This window comes from Malaciobacter pacificus (assembly GCF_004214795.1).
Taxonomy (GTDB): domain Bacteria; phylum Campylobacterota; class Campylobacteria; order Campylobacterales; family Arcobacteraceae; genus Malaciobacter_A; species Malaciobacter_A pacificus.
Map to the genome: position 1 here is coordinate 1,157,176 of NZ_CP035928.1, position 16,752 is coordinate 1,173,927.

Sequence of the window (16,752 nt, forward strand, 5' to 3'; positions counted from 1 at the left end):
AACGTAAATTAAAGATCTTTTATTTGATTTTTCATCTGTTTTGCAGCAATTGCATAACCACCATTTGAAGAATCGATAAAGTGTATATGTTTACCATGTCTTTCAAAGATAAGACAAGTCATCAATGCAGAGTTTGACTTATGAATTCCATAAATTATATTTCTCTTTTTATATTCATCTTCTAAAAAAGACTCAAGGGTTTTTAAATCTTTATTATTTATAGAAATTACCATTCTAATCATATCATCAAACTTTTCAGTATCAGTTGTTCTTAAAATCCTATTTTTATAATCACCCCAGTTACCTTTACTCATCAAGTATTTACCTAAAATATTTTCAATATAAATTTTAAAAAAATTAAATAATTTACCTATTTTGCTTTTTGAAAATAATGAAGCTTCAGCATTTAAAACCATAGGATTAAAACTAAGATTTAGTTTAGAATCATCTAAAATAGGGTGTCTTAAATCATATGAACCTGTAATCTCTTCTATTTTTAATAATATATTTTTATAGATTTTTTTTGAACTATCTTCATCTTTTAATGATTTTATCAAAATTGATAAAGTCTCATCTTTTGGTGAGGGAATATCTTGCCATCTACACTCTAAACCCTCAAAGTCAGATTCATAATCAATATGAGTAAAATCTTTTACACTATATTTTTCTTCATCTTTTTTAATTAATTCTTCTGCTAATTCTAAACCATTACCTCTAATAATTGCTTGTGAATGCTCTTTTGATAAAGATAATTTAGAGATTTCAATTTTTGCTCCAAGTTCTTTTATCTCTTTTACACTAATTATTCCAATTCTAAGATTTAAATCAAAATTAGTTTTTGCTTTACTTTTTGTATCTACTAAAACTTTTTTAGCTTCATTTACTATGGAATTAGGTATTAAAACACTAGCCCCATCTCCACCAAAACAAAAGGGTAAATCAAGTTTTCTATTTATATTTAAAATACCTATTATCAATAGTGATGCTACAAAATTAACTTGTTTGTACATTCCAGTTTCAATTGCTTTTGTTGAGTTTTTTATATCACTTACAACAACAAACCAATCATCTGGTATCTCTTTAAAATATTTATCTTCAGTAATATCAGAAAAATTTGTAAAAGTTTTTAAATCTTTGTAAAAATCAATTGTTTGTTTCATACTAAAATCCTAAATACAACGGCTGTTGTTAAAAATGAGATTAAAATACCATAGCCAACAATAGCAGAGCTTAATCTTGGAGCAAGACCTGCCATTGAAGCAATTGCTCCTGCTGTTATCATTGGAGCCATGGCTGCTTCCATAATTGATACAATTGATGCTTGATTGTTCCATCCAAATATTAAACAAATTCCAAAGGCAATAATTGGAGCTATAATAAGTTTTATAATTAAAGCCACACTAAAAGGTTTGACATCCTCTTTTGGTAATTTTAATTGAAGTTGTAAACCAACTGCTACAAGAGCAACTGGTACAATTGTACTTGCAAATGATTCTAAAACCTTTGTAATAGTAACGTTAAACTCAACTCCCATTAAAAATAGAGCAATAACAAGTGAAATAAATGGTGGGAAAGTTAATACTTTCATAGTTATGATTTTAAAACTTATTTCACTTTTATTTGAATAATATGATGCTATAAATGTACCATAAGTAGCTAAAGCTATAAAAGTTCCCAATTGGTCATAAACTAAAACATAAGGAAGTGCAGATTCTCCCATATAAGCGTTTATTATAGGAATACCCATAAATGATGAATTTGTCAAAATTGATACAAGTAAAAGTGAACCAGTTATCTCTTTTGAAAAGTTAAAAAACCTACTAACTCCTAATACAATAAATACACTTATAGTCATAACAAGCCATGAAATTACTATTGGAATTATAGTATCCATAGAAAATGTTAGTTTTGGAATTTGAAGTAAAATCATAGCTGGAAGAGAAATATAAATCACAAACAAGTTTAATATAGCAGGAGCTTCTTTTGAGAATATTTTTAATCTATTTAAGCCATAACCAATAGCAATGGCTAATAAAATTAGTATAAAATTTTCCATATTAAATATTACTTGCCAAGTCTATATCACAGCAGTTTTCATCTGTAATTTTCCCATGTTCTTTAACATACTCAATTCCCCATGCATACATACTTTGTAAAACTGGAGCTAAATCTTTTCCACTTTTTGTAAGACTATAAACTACTTTTGGTGGAACTTCAGCAAATACTTCTCTATTTATAATATTTTTTTCTTCAAGCTCTTTTAACTTTATAGTCAAGGTTTTTTGAGTTATTTCACTTATAATTTCATGAAGTTCTTTAAATCTCTTTTCTCCATCTAAAAGATGCCAAATAATGGCTAATTTCCATCTGTCGTTAAAAATATCTAAAGTTACTGCAACTGAACATTTGTATTCTTTATCATTTACTAAGTACATATCAATCCTTTGATTTTTGATTATAACATATTAAAAATAAATTTCTATTACTTACCTAAAGTAAAGTAAGAAACAATTAAGTATATAAGATATATAATTTTCAAACTTAAAGAAGTATACTCTGTTCATGACATTTTTAAAGGTGATTTAGATATAAATAATGATCTAGAGAATTTTATTATATAAGGAATTAATATGGAAAAAACATTTATTGAGGCTATGGATTTTAGACATGCATGTAAGATTTTTGATGAGACTAAAAAAGTAAGTAATGAAGATATAAATTTTATTTTAGATGTTGGTAGAAAATCACCTTCATCTTTTGGTATGGAGCCATGGAAGTTTTTAGTTATAACAAATGAAGAGTTAAAAGCAAAAATTAGACCATTTTGTTGGGATCAACCACAAATTACTACTTGTTCTCATTTGATTATAGTTCTTGCTGCAATTGAGGGTGTTAAACCAGAATCTGGAATTCCTATGAGAAAATTTAGTAGAAGAGAAATGCCACAAGAGAAAAAAGATTTTTATATTAAACTTTATACTGACCATTTAACTGGAACTAAAACTTTATTAAATGATGAAAATGTTTATTACTGGACTTCAAAACAAACATATATTGCTTTAGGAAATATGATGACAGCAGCAGCTATTAGGGGAATTGATACTTGTCCTATTGAAGGATTTGAAAAAGAAAAAGTTGAAGAGGTTTTAGGTGTGGATACAAATAAATATCAACTATCTGTAGTATTACCTGTTGGTTATAGAATAAATCCACAATCAACACAATTAAGAGAAAAGTTAGAAGACGTAGTTGAATATATAAAATAAAACTATTATTTTGTTTTTCGCTATTTAGTAGCATTATTAATGTAGTAAAATATAATCAAAAAATTAGAAAGGATTAAAATATGGAAAAGAGTTTTATGGAAGCTATGGATTTTAGACATGCGTGTAAGATTTTTGATGAAACAAAAAAAGTTAGTGATGAAGATTTAGCATACATAATAGAAGCAGGTCGAAAATCTCCCTCATCATTTGGAATGGAACCATGGAAGTTTTTAGTTATTACAAATGAAGAGTTAAAAGCTAAAATTAGACCATATTGTTGGGACCAACCACAAATTACAACATGTTCACATTTGATTATTGTTCTTGCTGCTATTGAAGAAGTTAAAGTTGAATCTGGACTTGTGAAAAAGAAACTTGGAAGAAAAGGTTTCCCTGAAGATAAACTAGAGTTCTATGTTGGTATTTATGGTTCTCATTTAAAAGATGTATTAAGTAGTGATGATAATATTTACTCTTGGACAGCAAGACAAACATATATTGCTTTAGGAAATATGATGACTGGTGCTGCTGCTAGAGGAATTGATACTTGTCCAATTGAAGGATTTGAAAAAGAGAATGTTGAAAAAGTTTTAGAAATTGATACTACTAAATATCAAGTATCAGTTATTTTACCAATTGGATATAGAATTGAACCACAATCTACTTTTGTAAGAGAACCAGTTGAGAATATAGTTGAATATATAAAATAATAAATTAAAAGAAGAATACACTTGTATTCTTCTAAAATGATACTTTTTAAAAAAAAAATTCCAAAATGATACTTTTCTTATACTTTTTAATTATATAATTAATAATGATAAATATAAAGGATTTAAAATATGAGAGAAGGTGTATACTATCCTTGTTTTAAAGATTTTTTAAAAACTAATCAAGATAAAACAAACAAACAATTTGTACTTATAGCAGAATATAGTGATTTTAAAATGGAATATTTAGATAACTATAAAGGCGATATTATGGGTGCTATTGTACCATTTATTGTTTATAATACTGAATATTACAATAAGGGTGTTATTGTATTTGAATTAGATGAAAATAGTGATTTTCTTTTTGTTGAAGATATGACTAATTTAAATCAAGAAAAAGTCGAATCCCTTGAAATTAGTTCTGCAATTGTTATTCTTGATGGTTTAAGTCCAAATATTACTATGTTTTTAGATGATTTATTTGAATTTCTTCCTGAAAATACTCAAATAGTGGGTGGAGGTGCTGGAAAAATGACTTTTGAACAAGATCCTGTGATTTTTTCAAAAGAGAATGGAATTCATAATAATGCTGCACTAATTGTAAAGCTTTCAAATAAAATAAATATTGGAATAGAAAATGGATGGCAATATTTAGAAGGTCCATTTATTACAACAAGTTCTGAAAAAAATGTATTAAAAACTTTAAATTTTAGAAATGCATTTGAAGTTTATAAAGAGATTGTTGAAAAAGATAGTGGTATGGTTTTTAATGATAAAAATTTCTTTGATATTGCAAAATCATATCCTCTTGGTATTGTAAAATACGATAAAGAGATTATAGTTAGAGATCCAATACTAGTTGATGAAAATAATAATTTAGTTTTAGTTGGTGATATTCCTCAGAACTCAACTATTCAAATATTAAAAGGTGAAGAAGATAAATTAATTGAGTCTTCAGCAAAAGCTGTAAATCATGCTATAAAAGATATAAACAGTAAAAGTAGCTTAATAGTTTTTGATTGTATATCAAGAAGTATATATTTAGGAGATAAATTTGTTCAAGAGTTAGAAGGTATGAAAAATAACACTGTGTTCAATACTAAATTATGTGGGGCTTTAACTTTAGGAGAAATCGCAAATAATGGTGATGAATATATAACATTTTATAATAAATCTTGTGTTGTTGGTGTTATATGTTAGTAGAACAACTATCAACAGCATATAAGTGTCATAGCTCTATTGGAAATAGTATAAATTTAAAAGAGATGATAACAGAGGTTATTAAAACATTTATATCTGAGTCTTATGCAATTTATGGGGAGTTCTATCAAAAAGAGGAAGAGTCTTTAAAAAAAATAGTTAGTTTTGGAAAACTATCTAATTTTGATATTAAAAATTATGATAGTTATACAAAACCAATGTCATTAATTACAGAAGAAAAAATTAATATAATAAAGATGAATTTAGATCAAGGTATTATTTTCTTAGTTTCTAAAAACAAAAATGCAGACTGTTCATTTTTTTATTCTATGTTTGAAAGTTTAATTCCAAGATTAAATTTAAGTATATCATCATGTATTAATTATGAAAAGTTGTTAGTATCATATGATTTAGTAAAAAAGCAAAAAATCGAACTTCAAAAAGCTAATAAAACAAAAGATGAGTTTTTAGCTAACATGAGTCATGAATTAAAAACTCCTCTAAATTCAATTTTATTATTATCAACACTTATGTCTAAAAATAAAGATGATAAATATGATGAAAAGACATTGAAAAATATGGATATTATTAAAAAATGTTCATTAGAATTAATGGATTTAATTAATGATATTTTAGATATTTCACAATTAGAAGCAGGAAAGGTTTCTATTCATAATGAATCTATAGATTTAAAAGTCATTATAGAAGATATTTATGCTTCAATGAAAGAGATGACACTTAATAAAAATATAGATTTGATAATGGATTTTAAAGGTAATCATTTTACTATGATTTCTGATAAAAGAAGAATTAGACAGATTATTAAAAATTTAGTAAGTAATGCAATTAAGTTTACCTCTGAAGGATATGTTAAAATAACTTTAACAGAATTATTTGATAGATATCAAATCGATATTGAAGATACTGGTATTGGTTTAGATAATGATAAGTTAGAACAAATTTTTGACAGATTTAAACAAGCTGATGGCTCAACAACTAGAAAATATGGTGGAACAGGTCTTGGCTTGTCTATTTCAAAAGAGTTAGCGATATTATTAAATGGTGATATTTTAGTAAAGAGTCAAAAGAATAAAGGTAGCATATTCACTTTTGAAATAACTAAACAAAAAGAAGATAACGTAATAAAATCTTTTATAAAAAATGATGATAAATTAAATGGTGAAAATAATAATATTAAAACAAATATTATTGTATATCTTAAAGATACAATTGAGCAATTTAAACTAACTATTAAGTTGAAAAAGTGTGATTATCATACTTTTGCTGCTTTAAATGAAGAAAGCTTTATTACTTATTTAGAAAAATTAAAAGATGAAAAGGCAGTAATTTTAATTGATGAAAGAGTTAAAGATTTTGAAAATATAATAAAATTAATAAATGATCTTAATTATAAAAAGATAATTACTGTTACTAATAATATTGAGCTAGATGAGAGTTTATTAAATAAAATTGAAAAATTGATAAAAGGTTAATAATGAATGATAAATTTAATATCTTAATTGTTGATGATATTCAAGAGAATATTTACACATTGGAGTTGTTAATAAGTGATAATTTTGATGTTAATATTTATAGTGCTTTAAGTGCAAGTGATGCTATGAAAGTTTTACTTGAACATCCAATTGATTTAATCCTAAGTGATGTTCAAATGCCAGATATAAATGGTTTTGAGTTTGCACAATATTTAAAAGATGTAGAGATTACGAAAAATATACCAATAATATTTATTACAGGTATTTTTGATAAAGATGAATATAAAGCCAAGGGTTATGATGTGGGGGCAATAGAATATATTACTAAGCCAATTGACAATACATTACTGCTGTCTAAATTAAAAATTTATATTGATGTTTATAATAGATTAAAGATAAAAAATTTGGAATTAAATAAATCTAATGCTTTGTTAATCCAAAGTAGTAAAATGGCTACTATTGGGGAGATGTTAGGGGTTATATCTCATCAGTTAAAACAACCTTTGAATTTAATATCTTTGTATTGTGATGATATGCATTATTCTTATAAAACTGATGATTTAAATGATGATTTTATGAATGACTTTAAAGTAAATACTAAAGAGCAAATAAATTATATGAATAAGACTATAAATGGCTTTTTAGAGTTTTTTAATCCCAATAAGAAAAAAGAAAAATTTAATATAAATAAAGCTGTTATAGAATCAACTGTACTATTAAAAGATAAGTTAAAAACTATTGGTACTCATTTAGAATATGATATTGATGAATCTTTGAATTGTTATGGTGTAGAAATGGAAATTTCACAAGTTGTATTAAATATTATTAATAATGCACTAGATGTGTTTCAAGAAAAGAGTATTGAAAACTCATTAATAGAAATAAAAAGTTTTAAAAGTGGTGATAAAATAGTATTAACTATCGAAGATAATGCTGGTGGTGTGGAAAATAATCAAATTGAGAATCTATTTGATGCATATTACACTACAAAAGAAGAGGGCACTGGAATAGGCTTATATATGGCTAAATTAATTATTGAGAATAGTTTTAATGGGAAGATTGAAGTTAAAAATAGTGACAAAGGTTTAAAATTTATAATTTTTTTAAATAGTTATTAAAATGATACTTTTTCAATACTTTATCTCTATATAATTATTATAATAACTATATAGGAGGTAATTAAACATGAATAGTATTTTTATTGATATTAATAATTCTGTATCAACTAAATCAGTTTTAATTATTAGTCATGATGTAAATTTTATTGAAAATATAAAAGAAAATAATGATACTAAACTTAATATTTCATACTATAGTGAAAATAAATATAAGTTAGTAAATAATGTTATTAATAGTTTTGATTTAATAGTGTTTGATAATGAAAATAATGATTTAGAATCTTTTGTAAATAGCTTTAAAGATAGTCATAATTATGAAATAAATATTCCTTTAATTATTTTAGAAAAAAATATTAGCAAAGAACAATCTTTGTACAAATATAGTAATGCTTTTTTAGTTTTACAAAAACCTGTTTCTTTAGATAGTTTAATTGTTAATATCGATTTATCTTTAAATTTTTTAAGCATAAATAAGAAAAAACAGTTTGAGGATGGATTCTATTTTGATATTAATAGGGAATTGTTGTTTAAAGGAAAAGAACTAATTAAATTAACTAAAACTGAAAGAAAACTTGTTAAACTTTTAGCTGAAAATGTTAATAACTTAGTTACATATGAAGATATTGCTCAAGAAGTTTGGAGAGGTAAGAATTTTTCTATATACTCTTTACGTAATGTTGTAAAGCATATTAGAGAAAAAACAAGCGATGCATTTTTAAAAAACTCATCAAATAGAGGTTATGTAATTAATACAGTTTAAGCTTTTTGATTTTTAATCAAAAGCTTAATTATTTCTCTATTTCAATTTTTATTTCAGTATTATTTTTAAAACTACTAATATAGATTTGTCCATTAAGTTTTTTTTCAATAATTGTTTTACAAATATATAAACCAAGTCCTGTACCATTTCTATCGTTTTTTGTTGAGAAATATGGATTAAAAACATGTTCAATTATATCTTTAGAAATACCACCTGCATTGTCCTTTAAAACTATAGTTTGAGACTTTTCATTTTCATCAATTATTATAGAGATATTTTTGTAAATGATGTTATTTTCTATAAATGCATCTTTTGAATTATTTAAAATATTTAAAATTACTTGAATTAAATCATTTTTATATAAAAAAATCTTTGATAAATTATTTTTCTTTTCTAACTTAATTTTTATATCATTAGAGTCTAAATCTGAGTGTATCATTTTTATGACTAATTTAGTTATTTCATATAAATCTATATACTCTTTATTTTTCTCTTTTGAAAAAAAGTTTCTAAAATCATCAATTGTATTTGACATATATACTATTTGATTATTTATATCATTTAGACTATTTTCAATTGATTCTTTATCTAATCTGTTTGTATGGTTCCTAAAATATATTTTTGAAACTATTGATGATAAAGTATTTAAAGGTTGTCTCCATTGATGTGCAATCATAGAGATCATCTCACCCATTGCAGAGTGTTTAGATTTCGTAATTAGAAGTTTCTCTTTTTCTTTGAGCTCTGAAAGATTTAAAATATATGCTACTTTATTTCTTTTATCTAAATCAATTATTTTAATTAAAACAGGAATTGTTTCTCCATTTTTTGTGATAATATTTAATTCTTGATATGTTTTAGATTCATATTTTATATATTTGGTATTAATATTAGGTATTAGTACTCCAGTTACTAAATTACCAATAAGTTCATTTTTACTTTCATATTTTAAAATCTCTACTAAGGATTGATTTATATCTGTTATAAAACCATCTTTTATAAGAATAATTCCTTCAATGGAATTATTTAAAATATTATTAAGAAGTTCTTTGTTACTTTTCATTTTTAATCTTTTTTGATTATTTATTTGATATTTTAATTTAAATATTATATCATAAGAAATAAGACAATAAAAAAGGTAAATATGATTGATTATATATATTTAGAGAAATATTGTAAAAACCTTAAAGTTTTATATGTAGAAGATGATAAATATAGTGCAAAAAAAGTAAAAGAACTACTTGATGAAATTTTTCCTAATGTAGTTTTAGCAAAAAATGGGGACGAAGCATTAAAATTATTTTTAGATTATAAAAGAGATACAGACTGTTTTTATGATTTAGTAATTACAGATATAAAAATGCCAAAACTAGATGGTATTTCTTTAAGTAAAAAAATATTAGAACAAAATAAAAAACAAGAAATTATTATTATTTCAGCTCACAGTGAAACAAATTATTTTTTAGAATTAATAAATTTAGGAATAAGTAATTTTATTTTGAAGCCTATAGATTACAATGATTTTATAAATATGGTTTATAAAATTACTAAATCTATTTATGAATCAAAAAATATAAATTCTACTAAGCCAACTTCTATCAAACTTGGTGAAGATTTATATTGGGATTTACAATTTAAAGTTTTAGTAAATAATCATAAAGAGGTGAAATTAACTAAAAAAGAGTTTCTTTTAATCAATCTACTTCTTAGTGTCAAAAATAAAACTTTTTCTAATGAAGAAATATTAAATAAAATTTGGTTAGATAATGAAACTACATCCAATGTTACAAATTTAAAAAATACTATATCTCGATTAAGAAAAAAAGTTATTAGCTTAAATATTGAAAATATTTATGGATTTGGGTATAAGATAACCCAAGATTAGCTAAAAAAACTCTTTTTATTACTTGAGCCTAATTTACTCTCTAAATCATTAATTACATCTTCAAGATTAGTTATTTTCTCATTTAATCTTAATTCATTATTTTTATAAATATCTATTGTATTTTTATTATGCTCTAATGTTTCATTACAAAGTTCAATTTTTTCAAATAATTCATTTTTCTCATGTTTGAGATGCTTAATTAATTTTAATAAGTTTTCAATTTCCTCATTTTTTTGTTTAATTAAATTTAGTCTTCCAGACTGATTATTTAATTGACTCTTTTCATATGATTCTAATTGATTTAATAATGCTTTTTTATTATTTTCTAATTCTTCAATTCTTAAGTTTAATGTAGAAATATATTTTTTAAGCTCAACTATTTCTTCATGACTTTTTTTATTATCTTCTGATATTGAATAAGCTTTTTTCTTAAATTGAACTATATTTTGAATAATTTTCTTATTTAACTCTTTTTTCTCTTTCTCTTCATCTGTTACTTGATATCTAATTGCTAAGTACTCTAAGACATCTTTATTATTTAAATCATATATTGGCATATAAATAGTTTTAAGATAAATCAAATCATTGTTTTTATCAATAGATTTTAAGGTACCTTCCCAAATTTTTCCTTCTTTAAACTTTTCTTTGATATCATCGATAATCTCTGCTGAAACAGAAGAATCAATAATTGTAGTAAAATCTTTATCAATATATTCATCAGAAGATTTTCCTAACAAATCACAAAAATTATCATTTATATAGGTTATTTTATTTAATTTATTGATTTTTGTAATATAAGTAATTTGTTCTATGGTTTTTAAATATACTTCTAGCTCTGATTGTTTTTGCATCAAAGAAGATTTTAAATATATTTTTTCACATGTTTTATATACTACTTTTGTCATTGTTTCCATATCTAAAGGTTTAATTAAATAATTAACTACACCTAGTTCTATAGATTTTAATAAAACGTTAGATTCATTTCTAGCTGTAATAAATATAACTGGAATTTCAGTATCAACTTCTCTGATTTTCTCAAGCATATCTATACCATCCATTTTGGGCATATTTATATCACTAATGATTAAATCATAATTGTTTTTATTGCTTTGAAATGCTAAAAAACCTTCTAGCCCATTTTCAAAGGAATCGACATTTTTAAAAATTCTTTTAAATATTTTTTGAGAAATTTCTCTTGCTTGTAGTTCATCTTCAACATACAATATATTTAAGCTTTTTACAAATTCTTTTAGTTTTTCCATATTAGATTCTCACTATTTATTTATACTTATTTTATAACCAAGTCCATATATATTGTTTATATTTAAGTTGATATATTTCTTTTTTAATCGAGAGATAAGATTTTTTAAATTAGCTATATAATCTCTATCATCATAAGTTTCTTGCCAAATTTCATTTATTATTTCATCAATAGTAAAAATTTTACTAGGATCTTTTATTAAAAGATTTATTAATGAGCCACTTGCAGATTATAAAAAACAACCCGTAATTTAAGCTGATTTAAATTTTAAAAAGTTGAATCAAACTTCAGATAAGTTATAATTTTTTACTACAAAAATTTAACAGAAGAGCGATTCAACTTATGGAAATTATTCTACCAAAAATATCTTCAAGTCTATCTAAAATGTGGACTAAGGTTTTAAATCTTGAAAATTCACTTTTTCCTTCTTTGAAAAGAGAGCTTCAATTAGAAGAGTTGTCAAATAAAGAGCAAAAGCTTATTAAGATATTAGACTTTGCTGCGATTGAAAAAAATATCACTGTCGTATCTATTACAAACACTCCAAAGCATAGAGAAGAGATTGCACGAGCATTTATTGCAAAGAGTGTTTACAATATCCAAACAACCAGAGACCTTATCGATAGACTTCATAGTGATAGAACGCTGAGGATCTTGTGTGGGTGGAGATATAAAAACGATATTCCAAGTGAGTCTAAATTTAGTAGAGTCTTTAAGGAGCTCAGTGAGCTTAAAATTGCACAAAAGACGCATGAGCAGTTTGTGAAGGAGTATCTAAGGGATACACTCTTTTTTTATAATGCAAGTGATGCAACAAAAATACCACTGAGAGAAAAACCTGTAAAAGTAGAAAAAGAAAAGTTTAAACCAAAAAGAAGAGGACGACCTAAAAAAGGTGAAACAAGAGAGCCTAAAACACCCAGTATCTTGCAGCAACAAGAAGATATGAAAACCACAAAGCAGATGCTATCTTTGGTATCAACGCAGTGTGGAGTTGGAAGAAAACAGAATTCCAAAGGCAACTTTGAAACATGGATAGGAGGGAAACTCCATATCAGTGTAGTAGATGGAGATATCCCTATTACTGCTATTTATTCAGGGGCAAATGTTCATGATAGCTCAGTAGCACTTCCTCTTATAAACGAGACAAGCAAAAAAGTATCATATCTTTATGACTTACAAGATGCAGGATACGACAGCAATATTATCAGAGATTTTTCCAAAAAACTAAATCATAGACCGCTTATTGATATCAATCCGAAGAACTCCAAAGAGTTAAAAGGAAAAATTCAACTTATAAAAGATGAAAAAAAGAAATTTAAAATTCTAAACCTTACTCAAAGTTTAGATACCCATCACTATAACCAAAGAAGTATGGTTGAGAGAGTCAATAAATACCTCAAAGAAGACTTTGGATGCAGTAATATTTATTATAAAGGAGCTACAAAAGTAGCTTCTGTTTTAGCATTTGGTATTTTATCAGTTTGTATTCATCAGAGTTTGAAACTGGTAACATAACTTTTAGCTAAAAACACTAAAAATTAGCCATTTTTAAAACTCAACCATCAAGCACGCACCCAATAATAGTTTTTTATCTAAAATTGACCCATAAAGCGGTAAAATGATTAAAAGTTTAAAAGATCTGCTTGATAAGCTTAGTAGGTTTACAAATTCACTAGTTTATGATGGTGGAATTTGCAAGCGGCTCTAATAATAACTCTTTTTTTGTAAGTTTTAACTCTTTTTCATTTTCTAGTAAAGTTTTTTTATTTACATCCCAATATAAATTATTACCTAAATTTATAATATTGTGTTCTTTTACTTTTAAATAGTAGTTAAACTCTTTTTTTAAAACATTATCTATAACTTCTAATAAGTTATCTAAATCAATAGGTTTTAATATATAATTATCAATATCTAATTGTATTGCTTTTAGCATCTTATCAGGTTCACTTCGAGCTGTTACAAAGATAAATGGAATCGTATTGTTTTCACTTCTAATTCTCTCTAAAAACTCTATACCATCCATTTTAGGCATATTAATATCACTAATAATTAAACTAATTTTATCATGTATTGTATTCATTATTTCACATGCTTCTGTACCATTAGAAGCAGTGTATATCTTGTTAAAAAACTTACTTAATATTGACTGAAGTTTTTTTGAAGTTGATTGATCATCTTCTATATAAAGTATGTTTACATTTTTTTTATATTCATTTAAATTTTTCATGTCTTTATTATATTATTAAAAAGTATCATAAAAGTATCATTTTATTGATTTTATTTATTATAAATCCAAATTGCCAAGTAATTCAGAGCTTAAAAGTGCTGATTCAAGATTATTATAGTTGAAATAATCACCACAAATACCTAGATTTTTATCTTCATTTAAATAATATGGAATATCAAGTGATGTTTTTGCAAAGGCAAATTTCCATAAATGAGGAATTATAGTTAGTTTTTCTAACTCTTTTTTTATTTCTTCACTAAAACTATTTAAAAATCTATCACTGATTTCTTCCTTTGAGAATTGATTTAAACTATTTGCAAAATCTTTTGTAGAGTGAATCACATATGAGTTAAAATCTTTATAGAAATATTTTCTTGAATTATCAATAATATCTTCAACATTTTCATTTTCAAATATCTTTGAAATATTTTCAATTTTTTTATTATTTGAGTAAAGAATTAGTGTAAATACAGAATCATAACTTACAGTTTGTAGTTGAGATTTAATACTATCTTCTAAAGTTATATCCATTTGAAGTATTTGAGTTGCTGGAATTGTTAGAAATAGTTTATCAAATCCTTCAAAACTATTTCCATTTTCATCTTTTAAATTCCATTTGTTATCTACTAACTTTGCACTAGTTATTTTTGTATTTGTTTTTAAATCTTTATCATCTATTAAAAACTTGCATATTTTATTTATTCCCTCTTTGGGAAAAAACTCATCATACCTAGCTCTTAAAACTGCATTTTTAGATAAATCTAGACAAAACTCTTTTAAATCTTCAGTTATAGGAAGAAGTCTTGAAGTACCGTGGTCTATAAACTTATCACCAATATACTTAGTACTCAATCGTCCTCCAACTCCCCTTGATTTTTCAAAAATAGTAATATCATCAAATCTTAATCTTAAATTATCATATAAGTTACATCCACTAAAACCTGCACCAATAATTGCTATTTTCATTTTATTCCTTATTTCCTATAAACTAATCTTATTATTGCTATTATGAAGATTCCTAATGAAATCTCTTTTAAATCTTTGTCATATAAAAGTGTAAATATTGATATAAAAATTAGTGCTAATGATAAAATAATAGGTCTGATAAAATCTTTAATCTCTTTTGCTATCCATTCTAATTGATTATTAGAAACTTCAATTTTAAGCTCACCTTTATTGGCTTGTTTTATAACTGATTTTAAATCTTTTACAAAAAATGGAATATCTTTTATCTCATCTTTTATTGTTTCAATAATACTATCTTTTGCTCCAAGAGCTTTTGGAAGATTATCTTTTAAGATAGGTAAAATATCTTTTACACCATTGAAGTTTTCAATATATGTAGTTCCAAGACCTTCGATAATAGCACTAACTCTAAGTATATAAATTGCATCACTTGGAAGTTTAAATGGCATTTTTCGTGTACTTTCAAGTACTTCAAAAGCTAGTTGTTGCATTGATTCACTATTTAAATTATCATTTGAAAAAATCTCAAACATCTTTTCTGTAAACTCTGCAAGCTCACTAGTTGGAGCTTCATAGGCAATTGTTCCAAGTCTTTTTGAAGCACTAATATATAATTCATAATCTTTTTCATTTGCTGCTTTAATTAGTTCAATAATAGCTATTCTTATATCATTTGGTACACTTTTTACCATACCAAAATCCAAAAAAATTATCTCACCATTTTTTGAAATAAGTATATTTCCTGGATGTGGATCAGCGTGAAAATAGCCTTTTATTAACATTTGAGTTGTATAAAAGTTTACAAGAGTTGAGATGATTTGTTTAAAATCAATTTTATGTTTGAAAATATTTTCTTTATCATCAAACCTAAAACCTTCTTCAAAACTCATCACTATGGCATCATCACAACAAAGTTCAGGGTAGGGTATTGGAAACTTGATTTTTTCATTTGCATAAACATAAGAGAACTTTTGTAAATTAACTAACTCTTGAGTTAAACTAACTTCTTGCATAATCATTACACTAAATTCACTAATTACTGCTTCTATAGAGTTTTTTGTGTAGTGAGAAAATAAAGGTTTAAATAAAAAATTAAAAAAATTTATGATTTTAATATCAGCACTAACTTGGGATTTAATACCTTTTCTTCTTAGTTTAACTGCAACTTTAGTTCCATCATGTAAAAAAGCAATATGAACTTGACCAATTGAGGCACAAGCTATTGGATTTTCATGAAATATTTTGAATGTATTTTTATGAAATGCCTTATTAAATATTTCATTGAAATTTTTATCAGACATCTTTGGTAGCTGGTCATGTAATTGCCTTAACTCATCTAAATACTCTTGCGAAAAGAAATCAGCTCTTGTGGCTAAAACTTGAGCAAGTTTTATAAATGAAGCTCCAAGATATGTAATAGTATCTTTTAAAGCTTTTGGTTTAAGTGGTTTTAATCCTAAAAAACTCTCTTTTCTTTTAATTACCAAATAGACTGTAAGTAAAAATAAAAAGACTTGATATACTCTTTTAGGAGAGTAGTAGGATAATTTTTTAAAAAAAGTATCTATTTTAAATCCTCTTTTAGTTTTTGTAAATCTTCTTTTGTAGCAACTCCAAGTTCATCTAAAATCTCTTTTATAGTAGTTTTAAGCTCTTCTTTAAATTTTTCATCACTCTGCTTTCCTTTTTGCTCAAGTGATTCTAAGAAACTTTTTACATCTTTTGTATCTAATTTTCCTTTTTCTTCTAGTTTTTTTAGTTCATCTTCAATTTTTTCTTTTAAAACTAATGCACCACCAAGTCCTGTAAATATAAGCTCTTTTAGCATTTTTAGTCCTTTTTTTATTTATTTTATAATGATTA

The 16,752-nt window shown here is 24.7% G+C and carries 18 protein-coding genes; 8 read left to right on the forward strand and 10 right to left on the reverse strand.

Going from position 1 to position 16,752, the window contains the following annotated elements; all coding sequences use genetic code 11:
• Nucleotides 1-8: 8 nt before the first annotated feature.
• From APAC_RS05875 to APAC_RS05885, 3 genes are read right to left on the reverse strand one after another with little or no spacing between them, the layout of a single operon-like run.
• The gene (locus APAC_RS05875; protein ID WP_130233229.1) at nt 9-1,160 is read right to left on the reverse strand and encodes a DUF3095 domain-containing protein; all 1,152 of its coding nucleotides are present in this window, start codon (nt 1,158-1,160) and stop codon (nt 9-11) included.
• Nucleotides 1,157-2,056, reverse strand: a complete 900-nt coding sequence (locus tag APAC_RS05880) for an AEC family transporter (protein ID WP_130233230.1) — start codon at nt 2,054-2,056, stop codon at nt 1,157-1,159. Before APAC_RS05880 ends, APAC_RS05875 begins: the two co-directional genes overlap by 4 nt.
• A gap of 1 nt (nt 2,057) precedes the next feature.
• Nucleotides 2,058-2,435 carry a winged helix-turn-helix transcriptional regulator gene (locus APAC_RS05885; protein WP_130233231.1) on the reverse strand — a complete coding sequence of 126 codons (378 nt, stop codon included), beginning with the start codon at nt 2,433-2,435 and terminating at the stop codon, nt 2,058-2,060.
• 195 nt (nt 2,436-2,630) lie between these two features.
• Here APAC_RS05885 and APAC_RS05890 point away from each other — a divergent pair, with 195 nt between their 5' ends.
• The 6 genes from APAC_RS05890 to APAC_RS05915 all read left to right on the forward strand — a co-directional run bounded on the left by APAC_RS05890 (nt 2,631) and on the right by APAC_RS05915 (nt 8,544).
• A complete protein-coding gene (locus APAC_RS05890) occupies nt 2,631-3,266 on the forward strand; it encodes an NAD(P)H-dependent oxidoreductase (protein ID WP_130233232.1) in 636 nt (211 codons plus the stop codon).
• Between the two features lie 80 nt (nt 3,267-3,346).
• On the forward strand, nt 3,347-3,976 hold the full coding sequence (locus APAC_RS05895; protein WP_130233233.1) for an NAD(P)H-dependent oxidoreductase: 630 nt from the start codon (nt 3,347-3,349) through the stop codon (nt 3,974-3,976).
• 129 nt (nt 3,977-4,105) lie between these two features.
• Entirely contained in the window at nt 4,106-5,173 is a 1,068-nt protein-coding gene (locus APAC_RS05900; RefSeq protein ID WP_130233234.1) for an FIST signal transduction protein, read from the forward strand.
• Nucleotides 5,167-6,666 (forward strand): sensor histidine kinase, encoded by a 1,500-nt coding sequence (locus APAC_RS05905; protein ID WP_130233235.1) that lies wholly within the window; start codon nt 5,167-5,169, stop codon nt 6,664-6,666. The genes APAC_RS05900 and APAC_RS05905 overlap by 7 nt, the downstream gene beginning before the upstream one ends.
• Before the next feature lie 2 nt (nt 6,667-6,668).
• On the forward strand, nt 6,669-7,784 hold the full coding sequence (locus APAC_RS05910; RefSeq protein ID WP_130233236.1) for a hybrid sensor histidine kinase/response regulator: 1,116 nt from the start codon (nt 6,669-6,671) through the stop codon (nt 7,782-7,784).
• A 67-nt stretch (nt 7,785-7,851) separates the two neighbouring features.
• A complete protein-coding gene (locus tag APAC_RS05915; RefSeq protein ID WP_130233237.1) occupies nt 7,852-8,544 on the forward strand; it encodes a winged helix-turn-helix domain-containing protein in 693 nt (230 codons plus the stop codon).
• 28 nt (nt 8,545-8,572) lie between these two features.
• Here APAC_RS05915 and APAC_RS05920 read toward each other — a convergent pair whose 3' ends face one another.
• Nucleotides 8,573-9,607, reverse strand: a complete 1,035-nt coding sequence (locus tag APAC_RS05920) for a PAS domain-containing sensor histidine kinase (protein ID WP_130233238.1) — start codon at nt 9,605-9,607, stop codon at nt 8,573-8,575.
• A gap of 81 nt (nt 9,608-9,688) precedes the next feature.
• On the opposite strand from APAC_RS05920, the gene APAC_RS05925 reads away from it, so the two are divergent.
• On the forward strand, nt 9,689-10,429 hold the full coding sequence (locus APAC_RS05925) for a response regulator transcription factor (protein WP_130233239.1): 741 nt from the start codon (nt 9,689-9,691) through the stop codon (nt 10,427-10,429).
• On the opposite strand, the gene APAC_RS05930 is transcribed toward APAC_RS05925, so the two are convergent.
• Both APAC_RS05930 and APAC_RS13530 read right to left on the reverse strand, forming a co-directional pair.
• Complete coding sequence (locus APAC_RS05930) at nt 10,426-11,691, reverse strand: response regulator (RefSeq protein WP_130233240.1); 1,266 nt, start codon at nt 11,689-11,691, stop codon at nt 10,426-10,428. The genes APAC_RS05925 and APAC_RS05930 overlap by 4 nt on opposite strands.
• Before the next feature lie 12 nt (nt 11,692-11,703).
• Nucleotides 11,704-11,901 (reverse strand): helix-turn-helix domain-containing protein, encoded by a 198-nt coding sequence (locus APAC_RS13530; RefSeq protein WP_130234595.1) that lies wholly within the window; start codon nt 11,899-11,901, stop codon nt 11,704-11,706.
• Nucleotides 11,902-12,032: 131 nt separating this feature from the next.
• Here APAC_RS13530 and APAC_RS05940 point away from each other — a divergent pair, with 131 nt between their 5' ends.
• Entirely contained in the window at nt 12,033-13,208 is a 1,176-nt protein-coding gene (locus tag APAC_RS05940; RefSeq protein ID WP_130232576.1) for a transposase, read from the forward strand.
• Nucleotides 13,209-13,365: 157 nt separating this feature from the next.
• Here APAC_RS05940 and APAC_RS05945 read toward each other — a convergent pair whose 3' ends face one another.
• The 4 genes from APAC_RS05945 to APAC_RS05960 all read right to left on the reverse strand — a co-directional run bounded on the left by APAC_RS05945 (nt 13,366) and on the right by APAC_RS05960 (nt 16,717).
• The gene (locus APAC_RS05945) at nt 13,366-13,923 is read right to left on the reverse strand and encodes a response regulator (protein ID WP_130233241.1); all 558 of its coding nucleotides are present in this window, start codon (nt 13,921-13,923) and stop codon (nt 13,366-13,368) included.
• Nucleotides 13,924-13,980: 57 nt separating this feature from the next.
• A complete protein-coding gene (locus APAC_RS05950; protein ID WP_130233242.1) occupies nt 13,981-14,889 on the reverse strand; it encodes an NAD(P)-binding protein in 909 nt (302 codons plus the stop codon).
• Nucleotides 14,890-14,897: 8 nt separating this feature from the next.
• Nucleotides 14,898-16,376, reverse strand: coding sequence for an ABC1 kinase family protein (locus tag APAC_RS05955; RefSeq protein ID WP_228255958.1), 1,479 nt, complete (start codon nt 16,374-16,376; stop codon nt 14,898-14,900).
• Nucleotides 16,377-16,453: 77 nt separating this feature from the next.
• Nucleotides 16,454-16,717, reverse strand: a complete 264-nt coding sequence (locus tag APAC_RS05960; protein ID WP_130233244.1) for a hypothetical protein — start codon at nt 16,715-16,717, stop codon at nt 16,454-16,456.
• Between the last annotated feature and the right edge of the window lie 35 nt (nt 16,718-16,752).